The sequence below is a fragment of the Pseudarthrobacter leeuwenhoeki genome (assembly GCF_055412885.1).
Window position 1 is genome coordinate 1 of record NZ_JBVAYY010000027.1, and the last position, 17,313, is coordinate 17,313.

At 60.4% G+C, this 17,313-nt stretch carries 17 protein-coding genes and 4 pseudogenes; 7 read left to right on the top strand and 14 right to left on the bottom strand.

Annotated elements, in window-relative coordinates; translation table 11 throughout:
- Nucleotides 1-219: 219 nt before the first annotated feature.
- Together ACZYX4_RS17055 and ACZYX4_RS17060 are read right to left on the bottom strand one after the other, a co-directional pair.
- Nucleotides 220-486, bottom strand: coding sequence for a transposase family protein (locus tag ACZYX4_RS17055; RefSeq protein ID WP_463878141.1), 267 nt, complete (start codon nt 484-486; stop codon nt 220-222).
- A 150-nt stretch (nt 487-636) separates the two neighbouring features.
- Nucleotides 637-906, bottom strand: a pseudogene (locus tag ACZYX4_RS17060) (IS1380 family transposase); the annotation flags it as partial.
- A 331-nt stretch (nt 907-1,237) separates the two neighbouring features.
- On the opposite strand from ACZYX4_RS17060, the gene ACZYX4_RS17065 reads away from it, so the two are divergent.
- Nucleotides 1,238-1,813: a transposase gene (locus ACZYX4_RS17065; RefSeq protein ID WP_463878143.1), complete on the top strand. Its 576-nt coding sequence runs from the start codon at nt 1,238-1,240 to the stop codon at nt 1,811-1,813.
- A 327-nt stretch (nt 1,814-2,140) separates the two neighbouring features.
- Here ACZYX4_RS17065 and ACZYX4_RS17070 read toward each other — a convergent pair.
- Together ACZYX4_RS17070 and ACZYX4_RS17075 are read right to left on the bottom strand one after the other, a co-directional pair.
- Nucleotides 2,141-2,548: pseudogene (locus ACZYX4_RS17070) on the bottom strand (glycosyltransferase family 2 protein); the annotation flags it as partial.
- Between the two features lie 317 nt (nt 2,549-2,865).
- Entirely contained in the window at nt 2,866-3,129 is a 264-nt protein-coding gene (locus ACZYX4_RS17075) for a hypothetical protein (protein ID WP_463878146.1), read from the bottom strand.
- A 431-nt stretch (nt 3,130-3,560) separates the two neighbouring features.
- Here ACZYX4_RS17075 and ACZYX4_RS17080 point away from each other — a divergent pair.
- Nucleotides 3,561-3,767: pseudogene (locus ACZYX4_RS17080) on the top strand (transposase); the annotation flags it as partial.
- 187 nt (nt 3,768-3,954) lie between these two features.
- Here the strand turns inward: ACZYX4_RS17080 and ACZYX4_RS17085 are convergent.
- The 6 genes from ACZYX4_RS17085 to ACZYX4_RS17110 all read right to left on the bottom strand — a co-directional run bounded on the left by ACZYX4_RS17085 (nt 3,955) and on the right by ACZYX4_RS17110 (nt 9,965).
- Nucleotides 3,955-4,479, bottom strand: a complete 525-nt coding sequence (locus tag ACZYX4_RS17085) for a serine O-acetyltransferase (protein ID WP_463878148.1) — start codon at nt 4,477-4,479, stop codon at nt 3,955-3,957.
- 334 nt (nt 4,480-4,813) lie between these two features.
- The gene (locus ACZYX4_RS17090; RefSeq protein WP_463878151.1) at nt 4,814-5,368 is read right to left on the bottom strand and encodes a glycosyltransferase family 2 protein; all 555 of its coding nucleotides are present in this window, start codon (nt 5,366-5,368) and stop codon (nt 4,814-4,816) included.
- 57 nt (nt 5,369-5,425) lie between these two features.
- Nucleotides 5,426-6,772, bottom strand: a complete 1,347-nt coding sequence (locus ACZYX4_RS17095) for an oligosaccharide flippase family protein (RefSeq protein ID WP_463878153.1) — start codon at nt 6,770-6,772, stop codon at nt 5,426-5,428.
- Between the two features lie 2 nt (nt 6,773-6,774).
- Entirely contained in the window at nt 6,775-7,650 is an 876-nt protein-coding gene (locus tag ACZYX4_RS17100) for an alpha-1,2-fucosyltransferase (RefSeq protein WP_463878156.1), read from the bottom strand.
- Between the two features lie 103 nt (nt 7,651-7,753).
- Nucleotides 7,754-9,256 carry a tyrosine-protein kinase domain-containing protein gene (locus ACZYX4_RS17105; protein WP_463878158.1) on the bottom strand — a complete coding sequence of 501 codons (1,503 nt, stop codon included), beginning with the start codon at nt 9,254-9,256 and terminating at the stop codon, nt 7,754-7,756.
- 244 nt (nt 9,257-9,500) lie between these two features.
- Entirely contained in the window at nt 9,501-9,965 is a 465-nt protein-coding gene (locus ACZYX4_RS17110) for an Lrp/AsnC family transcriptional regulator (protein WP_463878161.1), read from the bottom strand.
- A 159-nt stretch (nt 9,966-10,124) separates the two neighbouring features.
- Between ACZYX4_RS17110 and pdhA the strand changes: the two genes are divergently transcribed.
- The 4 genes from pdhA (at nt 10,125) to ACZYX4_RS17130 (ending at nt 14,818) form a co-directional block, all read left to right on the top strand.
- Nucleotides 10,125-11,375, top strand: coding sequence for a pyruvate dehydrogenase (acetyl-transferring) E1 component subunit alpha (pdhA, locus tag ACZYX4_RS17115; RefSeq protein ID WP_463878163.1), 1,251 nt, complete (start codon nt 10,125-10,127; stop codon nt 11,373-11,375).
- Nucleotides 11,372-12,484, top strand: a complete 1,113-nt coding sequence (locus tag ACZYX4_RS17120) for an alpha-ketoacid dehydrogenase subunit beta (RefSeq protein ID WP_463878165.1) — start codon at nt 11,372-11,374, stop codon at nt 12,482-12,484. Before pdhA ends, ACZYX4_RS17120 begins: the two co-directional genes overlap by 4 nt.
- A gap of 2 nt (nt 12,485-12,486) precedes the next feature.
- The gene (locus ACZYX4_RS17125) at nt 12,487-13,929 is read left to right on the top strand and encodes a dihydrolipoamide acetyltransferase family protein (RefSeq protein ID WP_463878167.1); all 1,443 of its coding nucleotides are present in this window, start codon (nt 12,487-12,489) and stop codon (nt 13,927-13,929) included.
- A 196-nt stretch (nt 13,930-14,125) separates the two neighbouring features.
- The gene (locus tag ACZYX4_RS17130) at nt 14,126-14,818 is read left to right on the top strand and encodes an SGNH/GDSL hydrolase family protein (RefSeq protein WP_463878169.1); all 693 of its coding nucleotides are present in this window, start codon (nt 14,126-14,128) and stop codon (nt 14,816-14,818) included.
- On the opposite strand, the gene ACZYX4_RS17135 is transcribed toward ACZYX4_RS17130, so the two are convergent.
- Nucleotides 14,815-14,946, bottom strand: a complete 132-nt coding sequence (locus ACZYX4_RS17135) for a hypothetical protein (RefSeq protein WP_463878172.1) — start codon at nt 14,944-14,946, stop codon at nt 14,815-14,817. The genes ACZYX4_RS17130 and ACZYX4_RS17135 overlap by 4 nt on opposite strands.
- Nucleotides 14,947-14,981: 35 nt before the next feature.
- Between ACZYX4_RS17135 and ACZYX4_RS17140 the strand changes: the two genes are divergently transcribed.
- On the top strand, nt 14,982-16,118 hold the full coding sequence (locus tag ACZYX4_RS17140; RefSeq protein ID WP_463878174.1) for an acyltransferase family protein: 1,137 nt from the start codon (nt 14,982-14,984) through the stop codon (nt 16,116-16,118).
- 2 nt (nt 16,119-16,120) lie between these two features.
- On the opposite strand, the gene ACZYX4_RS17145 is transcribed toward ACZYX4_RS17140, so the two are convergent.
- The 3 genes and pseudogenes from ACZYX4_RS17145 to ACZYX4_RS17155 form a co-directional block, all read right to left on the bottom strand.
- Nucleotides 16,121-16,732 (bottom strand): hypothetical protein, encoded by a 612-nt coding sequence (locus ACZYX4_RS17145; RefSeq protein WP_463878177.1) that lies wholly within the window; start codon nt 16,730-16,732, stop codon nt 16,121-16,123.
- Between the two features lie 33 nt (nt 16,733-16,765).
- Nucleotides 16,766-17,017, bottom strand: coding sequence for a hypothetical protein (locus ACZYX4_RS17150; RefSeq protein WP_463878179.1), 252 nt, complete (start codon nt 17,015-17,017; stop codon nt 16,766-16,768).
- A gap of 113 nt (nt 17,018-17,130) precedes the next feature.
- Nucleotides 17,131-17,313: pseudogene (locus ACZYX4_RS17155) on the bottom strand (IS110 family transposase); the annotation flags it as partial.

Genomic DNA, 17,313 nt, shown 5'->3' on the forward strand with positions numbered 1-17,313 from the left:
CCGGCGCACACGCTTCGCAATGGCAGCGCCGTAAGGAACCTATCTGGGGGTGGCGGGCCCATGTTCCCAACACACTGGGAACCGCCCGGGCCCGGGTGATCTCAATCTCCGCGCACTCCCCGAATCCATCATGAGGAGGGAAGTGCCCGGCCTGATTCTTAGCGCTCTTTTGGCAGGAAACCAGCCACCAACACGGCATGATTCTCCGGCTGAAACGGCCTACAGATAGTCGATCACACACAAGAACGATTTCCGCTCGCACAGGTACTCGTCACAGAACCAGCGGCGCTTGTCCCAGAGCAGCACCACCGCGCCGGCGACCGGGATATCACGCAGCCGCTGGCACCGGCGTTCCTTCACCCGCGACGCGATGACCCCACAGCTCGGGCACCCCGGCGGGAACATGGACTCGACCGTGACATGGCGCACCCCGCCAGGGAGCAGCACAGTGCCGATGACACGGTAATCGGGGAGGTTGAAGATCATGCTGGCAGCATCATGGCCAGCCACAGTAGGCTCTAACAAGGCTCGTGGTTCCTGTTCAGGTTGAATGCGTAGTAACACTCATCCCAGCAGGACCACGAGTCCTCTGCTAGCTACAACACGAACCTATTTCCCCGGGAACCTTGAAGAGCCACCAAAGACCCCGGGTGAGGAACGCAGGATGTCCAGATCCGAGGCATATTCACCTCCGGCGGCGAGCATCGCGGCCAACGAACCAACCAGCCGGCCCGGCCGGTGTTTCGCGCCGGAGGGAACGAACTGGCCGAGCCTGTCCTCGCACAGCCGGCCGAAACCCAGCGCGTCCATGAAGCCGGTGAGTACCGAAACCCCGGCGTGGGAAATCAGCGACTGGCCGGTGAAACTGACCGGAACGGACGGAAAAACAGCGGTAGACTTTTGCATCGAAAGGGTGCTCCCTCGCTCGGCAAATAACGGTCTCGACAACCACTATTTTCCCAGTTCAGAGCACCCTTTCCCTGACTAACACGCCATCCCGACAGACCCGCCATGAAAACCTGGGGCTAGTTCCGGCCGGGCCGTGTCCTAGACGGCTGCGGCGTTCGCGGTTTCGTGGTGGATGGTCCGCGCTGCATTGGCCGAGGCATGTTTCTTCACCCTGCCGGACGTGGACGAGCTCAGCCCGCGGATGCTGGGTATCGATGAACACCGGTTCCGGTCCGTGCGGTATTTCCGTGCTTAGGAATCCGGGTCGTGGGTCCGGTACGAGCCGTGGATGACGGCGATCGTTGATCTGGACACCGGGCAGGTCCTGGGCGTGGTCGATGGCCGGGACCACAAGAGCGTCGGGGACTGGCGCTTCGCCCGCCCGCTCCAGTGGCGGCTGGGCGTCCAGGTCTCGGCGATCGACAACTCGGCGGCGTCCCGGAAGGCGTTGAGAATGTGGCTTCCCCGCACCGCTGTCGCAGTCGATCACTTCCATCTGGTCTCCCTCGGCAACCAGACCATGACCGAGGCCAGACGGAACCTGTCACAGCAGGTCAAGGGCCGCCGCAGCCGGGCCACCGACATGGTCGAACTAGAAGTGTCGCCTCGAAAACTTCCAGCTTCTCTGGATCCTGTGCCGAACAAGGCGGGGGAACATGAGCGGCGTAAGGATCGCCGCGGCGATCATATGGCGAGCCTTTGGGATCAAGTTTGGATTTGCGGACAGCGCGTAGGCATCTCGCAAGTGTCCCATGCTCTTGATTTCATTCAGGCCTCGCTTGCGGATGTAGATTCCATATATTTCTGCATAGTGCCGCCGAATCCGTTCGGCGGCTACGTTGTCTCGAAACGGCGACACAGCTGATTTGCCGCCGGTGAGCGTGTAGTTGCAGAGGATGATTGGCTCTTGTCCAATATGTCCATTTGCGGCTACTCGGAGAAGCATTTCGTAATCCTCTCCAAATCGCGGCCACAGCGCTGGCACATCCGCGCCTATCGCAAGCCGGACTTCGTCTACCCTCCATATGAAAGACCCCGCCGGTCCCGGGCAAATTCCACGACTGAGAAGACTTCTAAGGTCGATGCCTTCCGACCAGCCACCCATGTATTTGCCTGAACCCCCTGAATCGCCGGACGCAACGCAGAGTGACAGCCCGTGAACACCGGACCATTCCGATCTGTCCCGCATACGGCCAAGCAGTTCCGATACACCTTGAGGAACGAGTTCATCGTCGGCATCAAGAAATATGACTAGCTCAGTGCTGATGGCGGAGAGCCCTGCTATTCGCGCTTGGGCGGCTCCCCTGTTGGTCTGGCGAAGAACAGTGCATCCCAGCCCCTCAGCGACTGTGGCTGTGGCATCGATTGATCCGTCGTCAACCACAGTGATTCGTTCTATTCCCGAGGCTCGGGCGCTTAGGATCGCACGAGCTATGTGCGCTTCTGCATTGAAGGCAGGTATTACGACGCTAACCACGGAAGATTTCATTTTGCCTTTCACCTGCGATCTACTTGCCGCGTCTGACCCCAAGATACGATCTATATCTATTACTGAACATGCCAATTTCTGATTTGCTGGAACATCAAAATACTTAGACATCTTGAGTTGTTGAAGAAACCCTCAAAGGAAGATTACCACGGTGGGCTATAGCTACTGATTTTCAATAAACTCACGGTAGAAACCGTTGGCTGAATGAGCGTCATATGATGAAGCTAAGAAGGTTCTTTAGCTTCGGAATCATATGGTCTTCACCGATCGGACAATTAAATTTCCTGCTTTTGGAAAGCCACACAACCAATCGGACTTTTCGACGCATTGACGGTGAGGAGGCTTTCTTGCAGACATGACGCCGCTCGCACTCAAGACCTGAAGAAGCATCTACCCACTTTATTCTATCCCCTCGGATAATGATGCTCTTACACCGCGGATTGGACGCGAACCGCGCCGGGGTCCACCTGCGCGGTGCCGGCGGGCCAGACCAGCTCCGTGAAGCCCTCTCCGGCCTGCCGGTACCGGGCCGCCCACTTCTTCACGTGCCGCTGGACCGGAGAATACGTCCCGGTGAAACCATGCTCGGCCACGAGCCGGTCGAAGATGCGCTTGGCCGTATGACGCTGCTTGCGCGGCCGGCGCTGGTTCTCGCCCAGCCACTGCTCAATGATGTGATCGAACCCGGTCAACACCGAGGCCCGGGCCGCACCAGCGGTGCCGGCGGTGCCGGGGAGAAGTCCTGCTGATCGGCGTACTTGGCCACCGAATCACGGCTAATGCCCAACGTGCGGGCAATCTCACGGCCCGGGACTCCCTGGGAATCGAGTCTTCTGATATTTTCTTGAACGGACATGGGTACCGTTATCTGCTTTCCAGCCCTTCCGGCGCACACGCTTCGCAATGGCAGCGCCGTAAGGAACCTATCTGGGGGTGGCGGGCCCATGTTCCCAACACACTGGGAACCGCCCGGGCCCGGGTGGTCTCAATCCCCGCGCACTCCCCGAATCCATGATGAGGAGGGAAGTGCCCGGCCTGATTCTTAGCGCTCTTTTGGCAGGAAACCAGCCACCAACACGGCATGATTTAACGGCTGAAACGGCCTACAGATAGTCGATCACACACACTCAAACAATGGAAGTCGGCGATCCTGGCCTACTTCGAGACCAACGGCGCCTCCAACGGCCCCACAGAAGCGATCAACGGCGTCATCGAAACCACCCGCAGAATCGCCCGCGGCTTCCGCAACTTCACCAACTACCGGCTCAGGTGCTTACTCGCCGCCGGCGGCCACCGCCCCTACCGGGCGAAACCAACCAACCATGCCTAAACGCGAAGGGCCCCATTACCGGTACTCCTTGCACCATGTGTCCGTCACACGGTGGAAAGAGCTTTTCAGGTGGTGCTCAACCACACCAGTCGCGCCACCAGACGATGGTGCTCACCCGCACCACAGGTGGAGCCCATAGAAGCCAATATTCAATACAAGCCCGTCGAGCAGGGTATCTCGGGCAGCGTCATGGCTTCGGCCGTTCTTCAAGGCCAGCGCAGACACGGGAAATGCGTGCTGGAATACCGACGGCGGTGGCGCCGGCAGGAACGTCGACCAAGACCAACGTCATGGCTCCAATTTTTGCATGGTCGCCGACTTCGATGTCGCCTAGGATCTGAGCATAGGCGCCAATGAGGACGTGATCACCAATCTTGGGCGGACCTTTGTGTTCTTCCCGTAATCCGACTGTGACGCCATGACGAAGCTCGCAGTACGCTCCGATCTTCGCTTGGGGATGAATGATAATTCCGCCAAAGTGGTGGATCAGGAGTCCTGGTCCGACTGCGGCCGTCCTAGGTATATCGATGCCGGTAAGTAATCGAACTGTGGAATAGGCCACGAAGTAGACTGCGTGAGGAATCGGCCTTATAACCCGGGGAACACCGTAGACCCAGCGGCCAAATCTGTATATAGCTATAGACCAGTAGGACGGCTGTAGTAGCCACGCGTTCTTTCCATAGCGAGCTCGGTCGGTTTGCCAATCGGACATATCTACAATACTCCTCGGTACGCGAAAGTCACCATGATGCAGCCCTGATGAACTTTCTTGCGACTAGTTTCGGAAATAGCATTAGTGACGTTGACGCAGCCCGGATCAATAAGTCGAGTTTCTTCACTGGGAAGTCACTTGCCGAGTATGCCAGACGAAGGTAGGCCATGCTCTGCAACTCGTGATTGCCACGTTTGTGGATAGGAATGCCTCTGGTCTTAGAATAAAAACGGCGGATCCACAGCAGCTACATTGCTTTCTAGCGGAGCGAGAGCGGATTTTCCGCCCTCGGATGCATAAACGCATGTGAGATTATTGTGAATTATGAAGGCACCTAAAGCTGCCGCCCTAACCAAGAGCTCGTAATCTTCGGCAAGTTTGAGTTCAATGCAGGTGGCGAATCACTCATAGCTTTCCTTGAAGCTTCTGTTCTCCACAGGAAGACAGGGGGCGGTCCGGGGGAAAACCCTCTAGATAGAAGGCTGTAAATAGAAGTTCCCTCGGGCCATGGAACCATGCGGCGCGATGAGGACCTTGTCACTGACACAGTCGTCCCCGCGACCAATACGGCATTCTTATCTAATTCTGATAGTCGGATCGATTCCTGGACGCCATGGGCAATCAGACAATCATCCGCACCTAGCATTATTATCAAAGGCATAGACGCACATTTCAGTCCTGTTCTGCGGGAGTGACTTGCTCCAGAATTCTCTTGAACGATTACCATGCAGTTGTGTCCGCGGGCAATGGTCAATGTATCATCAGTCCATCCATCGCCGACAACTATAATCTCTCCGACTCCGAGGTTCTGTGCACTCCGTATGGCCGCTTCGATGTGCGAAGCAGAATCAAATGCAGGTATAACTACTGAAACATCATAATTGTGCACGACTGTCCCTTAGGAAAATTCATGAGTCATCGATAACACGATCCTCATTAGGGCCCATTAGAACTCATAAACCCAAAACTCAGAATTAAGTGAGACGAAGGAGAAGATTGTCGTAAGCACCAACCATTGTAATGCTATGGCGGCGGCCCTCTTTGTCTTGCTGGAGGGCATCGAATGGGCATGAATTGCTGATAGAAGGAGCGGCTGAATGAGCCCTCCGCACAGAACGAGAGCGGCGACCGCTAGGTTGAATGAGGCGAAACTGGCAGTCCACACGACGGCGATGGGAGTAGTAATGATTACGAGAAAATGGGCTACCGTGCGCCGGTTTCCCCCGTCAATCTGCAATGACCAAGAGCCGAAACTGGCCAGGGCTATCCCGGGCAAGCAGCTGGCCATCGCAACGATCATGACGTGGACCATCGGCCATTTCGGGCCAAAGATGACGTACTCGATCGCGGTCGACATCACGCAAATAACCACAGCTGAGGCGAACATGATCCTTGACATCCAGATCCACAGCTTCATTCCGACTTCTCTGCCGTCGGCCGTGTTCTCTCGCTTCGAGCGGGACAACCGGTCGAGGACCGCAGGGCCAAGAGAGAGTTGGAGTTGCGTGATTGGAGTAACCACAACCTGATAGCTCCTTGAGTATCCGGCAGCAGCCGCAGCTGGCACCAGCAGCGGAAGAATTCCGGAGTCTATCGACCGTCCCAGGTATGAGGCCACGTTGAGAGGAATGACTCTCACTCCGTAGCGAACCGCTGACCAGAGATCCCTCGCCTCCCCTTGCTGGATTGTCTCAGTCCGGGCGGTCCGCGCCGAAGCAAAGACAGCGGCCGACCTAGCCACCGTCGCTACGGTGAGCTGAGCGACAAGGGCGTAGTTAGCGAACGTACTTCCCGCAATCAGCAGCGCCGCAGTGACCCCGAGCAAGGTCGATCCGACATCGCAGATAGCCATGGATTTGTACCGCGCGTTAGAAACCAGGACGGCCCTGGGGACCTGCATCGCGACTTGCGATACCAAGGCCAGAATCAGAAGCCCGGATTCGAAAATAGTGAGAGGGCCACCGGGTATATAGGGCGACGTGACTACTATTGCGGTTGCCAATAGGGCTAGACCCGCCAAGCCAGAGAGCCATGCGAGTCGTTTTGAAAGCGAGATTGCGTGAAAAGTTGAACCATGGACTATTGCATAGCCCTGGGGAGACAGATCGGAAAGTAGCGAGGCCACCGTGAACAGCAAGATCACTGATGCGAATCGTGAGTATTGAGAGGGGCCCAAGATATGGGCAAGTATTGCAAAGCCGGACATCGACATGATGAAGACAAGGGCCTGCGCGCCCGGAAGCCATCCGAACTTCCTAATCAGCTGAATCATACCGTGCACGAAGTTGCTCAATTCTAGTTTGGTAGCTTTGCCCAGCTGTCCCGAGCTAAAGTGAACCCGCCGCGCTGATCGACAAACCAGTTTTGGGGTGCAACGATCGGGGTTTCTTCGCCGGAAACTTCGGCGGCCCACCAAGAATAGGTGCTATTCGGAATCACTAACGAGCTACAAAGCGACATGCATAACATGGCGTCCAAGTCGGAACCGCCCTCATGTGGACCAACTACAGATTGTGGTTTGACGCCGAAAGAATCAATCACGTACTGAGGATCGTCCGTGAAGAAGACAACGTCATTGAGGCTTGTGCCCAATAGGTCGAAGCTCTCGTGATAGTAGTCAGTCCGTATCGAGCCGAAGGTTCGGAGCGCAGCCGGAGCAGAGGCGTAGTCGCCCCGCCGGACGTGCGCAACCGTTCTACCCGCAACCCTTTGCGCGATTGGAGAGTGCATGAGCGCATCCCGCATCCCGCGCAGGGAGTTCACAACAACTTGTGTATTCAAAGCGAGACTGGATGCATCTTGGAAGAATCCGATGGCGACTTTCCCGGGCACGTGGAGTTCATCTAGGGATTGGGTGATCTCCAGCCGTAATGGGCCAAGGCGAGTTCGAAGGACACCATTCCTGTGATGTGGAGGACCAATAAGCAAGTCTTCCCACCAGGAAGTGAAACTAATTTGGGATGCCAAGTTCTCCAAGCCGAGATCGCGCAGTTTATCGCGATGAAAACTAGCAGCCGATACCAGTAGATCTGTCCCCGCCATGCGCGCTATGTGCAGGCCAGCATTCCACTGGAAGAGTTGGTTACCTAGTCCACCCTGTAGCCAGAGAGTAGTCGATTTCTGCAGACGGTTCAAAGTACGGACTTTCTTTCTGGAAATGTCCTCGGACACTTAGTAGGGCAAGGCTGGCTGCGAGGAACTCAATAGTGGGGTTCGCCGCACCCGCACGGGATCCGAGCCAACGACTAATTCGGCTCGGTATGGAGACTCAAACTTAGTTCTCGGGGAAGCGGCCTGCCGGGTACCGATTGGCAGTTGGAGCGACTTCCTGAAATACGGCGCAATCGAATTCGTCAATGTCGGATGAGGTCACTTGGGCGCCGTATTCATGACTAACATGACTTTTACTTGACTCCAAAGTCCTCTTTGTAGCTCCCCTTGAGCTTCGTTCTGGATGTCGCTGGGAGCCACCCTCGTGGGAAGTATACGAGTATGTGTATGCGTCTGCACCCCTGGCAGGCAGCCTATTCAGCACGACACCAAGCAGATCGCCACCGACCATATCAAGGGCAGCCAGCGATTTTTCAACGTCATTTCGCCGGACGGATTGAGCATCGACCACCAAGACCACTCCGCCCACATACTGTGCGAGCACAGCGGCATCGGTGACTGGAAGTAATGGCGGCGCATCAACGACTATTGTGTCGAATGCCTGCTCCAGACGGAGAATCAGATTTCTCATTTCGTCGGAGCCTAAGAGTTCGCTGGGGTTTGGGGGAATTTGCCCGGAAGTCAGTATGAAAAGATTTTCATTGCCCCACGGTTGTAAGAGGTCATTAACGTCGGTGGTCCCGATGAGCGCAGTGGTCAAGCCTGCGTTTCGGTCCAAGCCGAGGTATTCGCTTACGGCTGGTCGTCGAAGATCAGCGTCAAGAAGACAAACGGTTTGTCCAGCCTGTGCCAGGGCAATTGCCAAATTCGCCGCGGTCGTGCTCTTTCCTTCTCCGGGAAGGGACGAGGTGACGAGAACAGTCTTCGCATGACCGGAGATATTGGCGAACTGAAGATTGGTACGAAGCTGCCGGAAGGACTCGGCCCGTGGGCTCTGGGGGGGAGCCTGCGTCAGCAGTGGCTTCTTGGCGGCATCCTGATCATAGGCTATGCCACCCAACAGGGGAGCATCCGTGACATTGCGAAGGTCTGCTTCACTGCGAATTCTATTGTCTAGGATTTCTCGGAGTACTGCTGTACCAACTCCCATGGCAAGGCCGATAAGTACACCGAGGACCAGATTCAGCTGCGTGTTTGGGGCGGAGGGTGCGCCAGGGGCAACGGCTGGTTTGATTATAGAGAGGCCCACAGGAGACGAACTGCTATTTTTTGGTTTTTCTAGGGAATCCACGGCCTGGATCAGGCTGTTCGCGACGGCTTGCGCGATCGCCGCTGCTTGAACGGGGGACCCGTCGACCACTGAGATGTTGATGAGGACAGTGTTCAAATCTGTGCTCGCGATGACTTTCGTTGCTAGTTGCTCCGCTGAGATACCCAGACCTAGCGCATCGATTGCCGGCTGTAGGACAATAGGTGAGGTTACTGTCCGCACGTAAGACTGCACACGCGCTTGGCTGAAGGTGTTGCCCTGCTGCAACTCGGAAACCGTTCCCGAGTTTTGCAAGGAAACAAAGAGCTGCGTTTGCGAGGTATATGTCGGGCGCACTAGAACGGAAGCCGCGCCGCCAATCAGGAGCCCCCCTAGTGTTGCCGCCGTGATTAGCATCCAGCCTCGGCGCAAAATCCGCATGTAGTCGCGCAAGTCCAAGCTGGGTCCCCCTGTGTATTTTATTCGACGGCCGCTGGGCTCGCCCCATTACCGATTTTTGTACATTCTTGGTAAGTGTACCCGGAGCCCGGTTTCTTCTGTTCGTCGACACCGAAGCGAGCGACGTGTGGGACCGAGGTGCTACGGCGATTCCATCTGGATGCGCTCTTCGATTACATCCAGATGGAATACGTTACCGAACTCACCGCGTGTCCACATCCTCAAACACCAGAAACGTCTGCGTATCCAGCACCCCGGGCATGGACTGCAGCTGGTCGAAAATTACCCGGCGCAGATCGACGTTATCCACGGCGCGCACCAGCAGGATCACATCGAAGTCCCCGCCCACCAGCGCGATGTGGTGCACCTCCGGAATGGCGCGCAGCAGCTCGCGGAGTTCCCGCCAGGAGTGCTGCCGAACCTTGAGCGTCACGTAGGCCGAGGACTTGAGTCCGGCCTTGATCGGATCCACCAGCGCCGTGAACTTGGTCAGCACGCCCTCGCCGGTCAGCCGGGCGATCCGCGTGTACGCGTGGGCCCGCGAGATGTGGACGTTCTCCGCGACCTGCGTGACGGACATCCGCCCGTCCCGCGTCAGCTCCGCAATGATGTTCCGGTCCACATCATCCAGCGGCACCACCGCCTGGTCCGCCTCGTCCTCTGCCATTCGTCCATTACCCCTGCCGGTAATCCAGCTCACATCTACAATTCGTCTTCCAGAATAGGCCAAGTCTCTGGAACTCTCCACGATTCACACAGGCGGTGGATACGAAATATCGTCCCACGCCATACTTGGAACGAATAGTGGCTACAGAAGGACGGACCAATGACGATCTCCGCAGACCACACTGCGCAGCACCCGGCGCCCGAGGACCAGACACCCGGCGCCGCGGCACCCGGCAGTGCGCCGGAAGACGCCGCCAGCGAGGCGGTGCGCAAGTTCGGCATCACCGTCGAGGACTACATGCTGCCCGCCCGGCACCAGATCCAGATGGTGGGCCCGGACGGCACCCTGAACCCGCATACCGAGCAGGGCACCCAGCCGGGCCACGAATATGCACTCCCCGGCGACGAGGAACTGATGGCCGCCTACGAACAGCTGGTCGTCGGGCGTCGCGTCAACGACCAGAACTCCGCCCTTGTCCGGCAGGGCCGCATGGCCGTTTACCCGTCCAGCCACGGCCAGGAGGCCTGCCAGGTCGCCGCCGCCCTGTGCCTGTCCGAGGGCGACTGGATGTTCCCCACCTACCGCGACTCCGTGGCAGTAATGGCCCGCGGCGTGGACCCCGTCCAGACTATGACGCTCTTCCGCGGCGACTGGCACGGCGGCTACGACCCCTCCCGGCACAAGGTCGGAATCCAGTGCACCCCGCTGACCACCCAGCTGCTGCACGGCGTCGGCGTGGCCCACGCCGCCAAACTGCGCGGCGAGGACACCGTCGTCCTGGCCATGTGCGGCGACGGCGCCACCAGCGAGGGCGACTTCCACGAGGCGCTGAACTTCGCCGCGGTCTTCCACCTGCCGGTCGTGTTCTTCGTCCAGAACAACCAGTACGCGATCTCCGTCCCGCTGGCCCACCAGTCCGTCGCGCCGTCACTCGCCCACAAGGCCGTGGGCTACGGCATGGCCGGGGAACGCGTGGACGGCAACGACATCGTCGCCCTCCTCGCCGTCCTGGGCCGCGCCGTCCGGCTCGCCCGGGAAGGCTCCGGACCGCTGCTGGTGGAGGCCCACACCTACCGCATGCAGGCCCACACCAACGCCGACGACGCCACCCGGTACCGCCAGGACAGCGAAGTCGCGCAATGGGTGGCCAAGGACCCGCTGAGCCGGATGAAAACCTACCTGACAGACCGCGGACTGCTCGACGACGCCCGCGCCGCCGGGATCGCCGAGAAGGCCGAAGCCGTCGCCACCCAGCTCCGCGAGGGCCTGAGTGAGGAAGTCCCGGTGGAACCGCAGGATCTCTTCCAGTACGTCTTCTCCACCCCCACACCCCAGCTGAAGGAACAGTCCGCCATGCTCGCCGACGAACTCGCCCGCGACGCCGCCGCGAAGGCGGAGGGCGCGAAATGAGCCCCACGGTCACCACCTCGTCCGAGGCGAACGGCAACGTCAGCGCCGCCACCGCCCGTGCCGCCGCCACCGCTGCGGCTGCTGCTGAGCAAACCGGCCCGCAGACCATCACCCTCGCCAAGGCCCTGAACACCGCCATGGCCGACGCCATGCACGCGGACCCCGCGGTCCTGGTCTTCGGCGAGGACGTCGGCATGCTCGGCGGGGTCTTCAGGATCACCGACGGGCTCACCAAAACGTTCGGGAAGAGCCGCTGCTTCGACACCCCGCTGGCCGAGTCCGGCATCGTCGGCATGGCCGTCGGCATGGCCATGAACGGCATGCGCCCGGTCATCGAGATGCAGTTCGACGCGTTCGCCTACCCGGCCTTCGAACAGATCGTCAGCCACGTCGCCAAGATGCACAACCGGACCAAGGGCGCCGTGAAACTGCCGATGGTCATCCGGGTGCCCTACGCCGGCGGGATCGGGGGAGTGGAGCACCACTGCGACTCTTCCGAGGCCTACTACGCCCACACCGCCGGGCTCAAGGTCTTCACCCCGGCCACCGTTGCCGACGGCTACCGGATGCTCCGCGAGGCCATTGACTCCGATGACCCCGTGATGTTCATGGAGCCCAAGAAGCTCTACTGGTCCAAGGACCAGGTGGACCTGGATGCTCTGCGCGCCGAACACGTAGAGAACACCGAACGCGGGACCTCCTCCGAAGGCCGCGCCGCCGTCGCCCGCCCGGGCACCGACGCGACGCTGATCGCCTACGGGCCGTCCGTCCCGACCGCGCTCGCCGCGGCCGCCGCGGCCGCCGAGGAGGGACGCTCGCTCGAAGTGATCGACGTCCGCTCGATCGTGCCGTTCGACGACGAAACGGTCTGCGCCTCGGTCCGCAAGACCGGCCGCGCTGTGGTCATTGCCGAGGCCCACGGCTTCGCCTCCGTGTCCTCCGAGATCGTCGCCCGGGTCCAGGAACGCTGTTTTCACCACCTGGCCGCACCCATCCGCCGCGTCACGGGCTTCGACGTCCCGTACCCGGCGCCGAAGCTCGAGCACTACTACCTGCCCGGCGTGGACCGCATCCTCGACGCCGTTGACGACCTCCAGTGGGAGAACTGACCATGAGCGAACCGAAAGTATTCCTCCTCCCGGACCTCGGCGAAGGACTCACCGAAGCCGAACTCGTGAACTGGCTCGTGGCCGTGGGCGACGAAATCCGCGTCGACCAGCCCATCGCCGAAGTCGAGACGGCCAAGTCCATGGTCGAAGTACCCTCCCCGTACGCCGGCACCGTCGCCGTGCTGCACGGCGAACCCGGCCAGACCCTCGACGTCGGCAAACCGCTGATCTCCGTGACCCCAGCCGGTGCGGCGGTTGCGCCTGCCGCTGCCACGGTGGCTGAGCCTGCCGGAACTGCTGACGTTGCAGCTGAGGTGTACCGCGAGGAGGAAAAGGCCGGGTCGGGCAATGTCCTGATCGGCTACGGCACCCCGGGCGGGCACGGGGTTGCCCGCCGGACCCGGCCCCGGAAGTCTCCGGCCGGCACTGCAGCGGCCGAGCCGGTGGCAGAGGTGCCCGCGGCCGAGAAGGCCGCGGATGACCTGCTGCTGATGCGGACCCGGGTGCCCGGCAAACTCGGGGCGGTCATTTCCCCGCTGGTCCGGCGGATGGCGCGCGACCATGGAGTTGATTTGGGGGAACTCCAGGGATCCGGGGCCAGCGGGCTCATCATGCGCCGCGACGTCGAAGCGGTCATCAAGCCTGCGGTGCTTGAGCGTCCGGCGGAAGCGTTGGTCGAAACCACTCCGGCCGAGCCTGCCAGTGACACCGATGCCCGCACCGGGCTGGGCATCAGCGGGCGCACCGCCGTCCGCGGCGTCCGGAAATCGGTCGCGGCGAACATGACCCGCAGCCGGTCCGAGATCCCCGAAGCCACCGTGTGGGTGGACGTTGACGCCACGGCCCTCGTCGAGATGCGCGCCGCCCTAAAGAAAGTGGACCCGCACCACACCCCGGGCCTGCTGGCGTTCATTGCGCGTTTCGTCACCGCCGGGCTGAAGAAGTTCCCGGAGCTGAACACCCGCATCGTCACCACTGAGGACACCACCGGCGGAGCCTCCCAGGAGATTGTCGCCTTCGACGGCGTCAACCTCGGCTTCGCGGCCCAGACCGACCGCGGCCTGATGGTCCCGTCGGTGCGCAATGCGGACAAACTCAGCGCCCGCGAACTGGACGCCGAGATCCGCCGGCTCACCGCCGTCGTCCGCGACGGCAAGGCCAGCCCCGCGGAACTCGGCAGCGGCACCTTTACACTGAACAACTACGGCGTGTTCGGGGTGGACGGCTCCGCCGCGATCATCAACCACCCCGAGGTCGGAATCCTCGGCGTGGGACGCATCATGGACAAGCCCTGGGTGGTCAACGGCGAGCTCGCGGTCCGCAAGGTCACCGAACTGACACTTACCTTCGACCACCGCGTCTGCGACGGAGGAACTGCCGGCGGCTTCCTGCGCTACGTGGCCGACGCCATCGAGAACCCGGGATCGGTGCTGGCGGATATGTGAGACGGGAGGGGCGGGCCTCCTGTGAGCGGATCCGATATTTGGCGGATCGGAAGCTATTGCAGGCCCACGATCGACGGGGCAAGCTGTTTGGGCGAGCAGGAGATATGATTCGGGCCGGCGGCGGACACTTGACCAGTCTTATTGGCCCCTTGCAGGGCCGTAGAATGTTGGCAATCACTTCTGCCTTGGGGGACTCTTGCGCCATTTCCTTGCTGCCGCCGTGCTGGCTTGTTTTGTTGCTGTTGTTACCGGCTGTGCCGCCTCTCCGCCGCCCGTCTCGGATCAGGTACAGAAGTACTACGACGAGCAGAGCAAAGCGACTGCCGGATCTGCGCCCACCGCTACGGCCACCGCCGCCCCGGTCGTCGTAAGTGTGCTCAGCGATTCCCACGCCTTCAACGCGGGCTCCTGGTTCCGCGCCACTGTGGAGGCTGGCAAGGTCCCCGGCGTGAAGATGGGCGCGTTCGCTTCCCAGCCAGGCGCTTCCGCCGAGGTGCTGGCCGGGAAGCTCGATGAGGCGTCCGCTGCTAAGGGTGTGGTGATCGTTCAGGCCGGGACCAACGATCTGCTCTCGGCTTTTGGCTCCGAGCAGACCGCCGCGAGCATTGAGGCGTTGGTTGAAGGGGTAAAGGAGCGCGGCGCTAAGCCGGTCCTCGCCCTCATCCCTCCGTCCGCTGACCATGGCTACGAAGTGCTGGATGCCAATGTGCTGCTGACTGAATACGCCAAGGCCAACGAGGTCGGCGTCCTTGACCTGACATCTGTCGTTTCCACGGAGAGCGGGGAATGGAAAGACGGCCTGTCGGGCGACGGTGTGCATGCCAGCTCGGCCGGTTCAAAGCTGATGGCTGACGCCGCCGCCCAACAGTTGCCGGGCCTTATTCGCTAGACCGCGCCGAGTGCTGTCAGGTTGTAGATCGTCGGCTGCGCGATGTCGTACGTCCCGTCCGCTGCGGGAACGATGATGTTGAGGGAAGTTCGCGTGGCGTCGACGGGGATCTGGAAGGTGCACAGCACGATTCGGGTCTTATGGCCAGCGGCGGGCCCGTAGAATGAGCGAATCACTGCTGCTCTCTGGGGGAAACATGGGCCTGATCCGACTTTTGCTTGCGCTGAGCGTGGTTCTCGCGCACAGCACCGCAATTCTTGGCACCGAGTTGGTGGGCGGGAGTGCCGCCGTTGAATGCTTCTTTGTCGTCAGCGGCTTCTACATGGTCATGGTCTTGGAAAAGAAGTACTTCTCGCTTGACCGCGGAGTCTGGAAGACCTTTATGGCCAGTAGGCTCGCGCGTCTCTACCCGGTCTACCTTGCCGTTCTTCTTGCTGCCGTCGCCGCCACGGTTTTCTCCGTATGGCGCGGAAAGGAATCGGGACTCGTTCAGAACTACTCCGAACTCTCCCTGCCTGGCCTGGCGCTGGCCGCTGTAGCCAACCTCAGCATGTTCGGCCAAGACATCCTCACGTTCACTTCGGTCCAGGGCGGATTGCCCGTCTATGTTGCGCACCCGCTTGAGCGAGGCTCTCGAGGCGTTGAACTGCTGCTTATTCCCCAAGCCTGGTCCATCAGCGTCGAGCTGCTCTTCTACCTGTCCGCACCCTTCATTCTGCGGCTGTCGAACAAGTGGCTCTTTGTCCTCGCAGGGTGCTCAGCCCTTGTGCGTGTCGCCTTGGTCCTGGCCGGGCTTGACTACGATCCGTGGACATATCGTTTCTTCCCGGCAGAAATCATATTCTTCTTGGCCGGTGCACTCAGCTACCGTCTGCTCTCCGCCAAAGCAACAGCGCAGGCCCGCTGGGTCGGCCCCGCATTGCTGGCGACCATCATCTTTGCAGCCATCTTCTACGGTGCCGTTTCAGAGGTTCCCGGGGTCGCAGTTGTTGCGCCTCTTCTACTGGCACTTGCTGTGCCCCGAGTATTCGAATGGACGAAACGGAATAGCAAGGACCGCTGGATAGGTGAGCTCTCCTACCCCCTGTACTTGGTGCATGTTCTGCTTGCCAAGGTTCTGGACGGGTTCGGCATTGCCATCACCGGGATCACTTTGGTTGCTGTCTCTCTGGCCGCGGCCGTGGCTTTGCTGGTGCTGGTCGATATCCCGTTTGAGCGACTACGCCAAAATCGGCTTAGCCGAGTGCTCGCTAATGAACCTTCGGCTAAGCTGGCAAGGCATGCAGCCCACGTGCGATAGCACTAACTCCTAGCTACGGGGGTTGCGTAGTAGGTTTTCTGGTTAGTGGCTGCAGTGGTCTGGTCGCCGCCCGAGAGTGCCGACGCGAAAAACACAATCTCCGAGATGTTGCCCGTCCAGAAGCCCAGCGTGCTGTTGCCACGTAACGCACCAAGTGCGAACGTGTCATCGGTCAGCGCGGACCGGGTGTGGGTGGTGTCCGAGGATGCCCCGGCATCGAGGTACTCCTTGACTGCTGTGCCGGTGTCGATGACCGTGACCTGGTGGCCGGCGTTGTTGATTACCAGCGGGCCGAGGTTGTCGTTCCCTGCCACCGTTGCGTTGGCGTCGTTCCTGATGAACTGCGTCAGGTGCGTGCCGTCCGGTGATCTGAGCACGGGCGCGAACTGCGGCTGGGCGGCGCTGAGGCGGCCTTCACCGAACATGTACTTGCTGGTCTGCGAACCTGCCTTGATGACGGTGAGGATGGACGCAGCACCGGCAGCCGACAGTCCCGTGTTGAGGTCGGAGTAGTAGGTGCCGATACCGTCGAACTTCACGGCAGGCTTCCTGGTCGTGGTGGTTTCCATGACCCCGGCGCTGACGATCTTCGGCATCAGCGCGAGGGTGGCCATTGCGAGGTTCTTGGCCGTGCCTGACTGGTCGTATCATGTCCGCACGTGCACGTCGCCCGATCCGGCGAAAGCCATGAGCGCGGTCGTGTCCAGGTCGGAGCCGGTGAACCCGATGTCGAGCAGGGTCGAGTCCGCCCGCGTGACCTGAATGACCGGGCCTGCGCACTCGCTGTTGATCTTTCGGAGCGCGTAGGCGCGGTGCGGGGTTGCCGTGATGCCGAGATTGGTGGCCGGGATGTTGCTGGTTGATGCGGTGGTGACTGCACCCCGTTCCGGGACCGCCATTGTTCACGGGGGTCACGGGGGTCACGGGGGTCACGGGGAAGTCGTACGAGGTGTTGATCGTGAGGCCATTGACCACGACGCTGGTTCCGGGGGGGGTGTCCCTATGTTTTTTGTCAAGCGGTTTGGGGAGCTTTTTCCTCGTAGAGTGTGCCGTTGCGGAGCATGGCGTGGATGACGTCGCAGCGGCGGCGTGCAAGGCAGATGACGGCGGCGTTGTGTTTCTTGCCTTCGGCGCGTTTCCGGGCGTAGTAGGCCTTGGAAACGGGGTCGTGGCAGGAGGCGATCCAGGCGGACCT

Coding starts and splice junctions, on each gene's coding strand:
- ACZYX4_RS17055 (WP_463878141.1), bottom strand. CDS start 486: ATGATCTTCAACCTCCCCGATTACCGTGTCATCGGCACTGTGCTGCTC.
- ACZYX4_RS17065 (WP_463878143.1), top strand. CDS start 1,238: ATGACGGCGATCGTTGATCTGGACACCGGGCAGGTCCTGGGCGTGGTC.
- ACZYX4_RS17085 (WP_463878148.1), bottom strand. CDS start 4,479: ATGTCCGATTGGCAAACCGACCGAGCTCGCTATGGAAAGAACGCGTGG.
- ACZYX4_RS17105 (WP_463878158.1), bottom strand. CDS start 9,256: ATGCTAATCACGGCGGCAACACTAGGGGGGCTCCTGATTGGCGGCGCG.
- ACZYX4_RS17110 (WP_463878161.1), bottom strand. CDS start 9,965: ATGGCAGAGGACGAGGCGGACCAGGCGGTGGTGCCGCTGGATGATGTG.
- pdhA (WP_463878163.1), top strand. CDS start 10,125: ATGACGATCTCCGCAGACCACACTGCGCAGCACCCGGCGCCCGAGGAC.
- ACZYX4_RS17120 (WP_463878165.1), top strand. CDS start 11,372: ATGAGCCCCACGGTCACCACCTCGTCCGAGGCGAACGGCAACGTCAGC.
- ACZYX4_RS17125 (WP_463878167.1), top strand. CDS start 12,487: ATGAGCGAACCGAAAGTATTCCTCCTCCCGGACCTCGGCGAAGGACTC.
- ACZYX4_RS17140 (WP_463878174.1), top strand. CDS start 14,982: ATGAGCGAATCACTGCTGCTCTCTGGGGGAAACATGGGCCTGATCCGA.
- ACZYX4_RS17145 (WP_463878177.1), bottom strand. CDS start 16,732: ATGGCCACCCTCGCGCTGATGCCGAAGATCGTCAGCGCCGGGGTCATG.
- ACZYX4_RS17150 (WP_463878179.1), bottom strand. CDS start 17,017: ATGGCGGTCCCGGAACGGGGTGCAGTCACCACCGCATCAACCAGCAAC.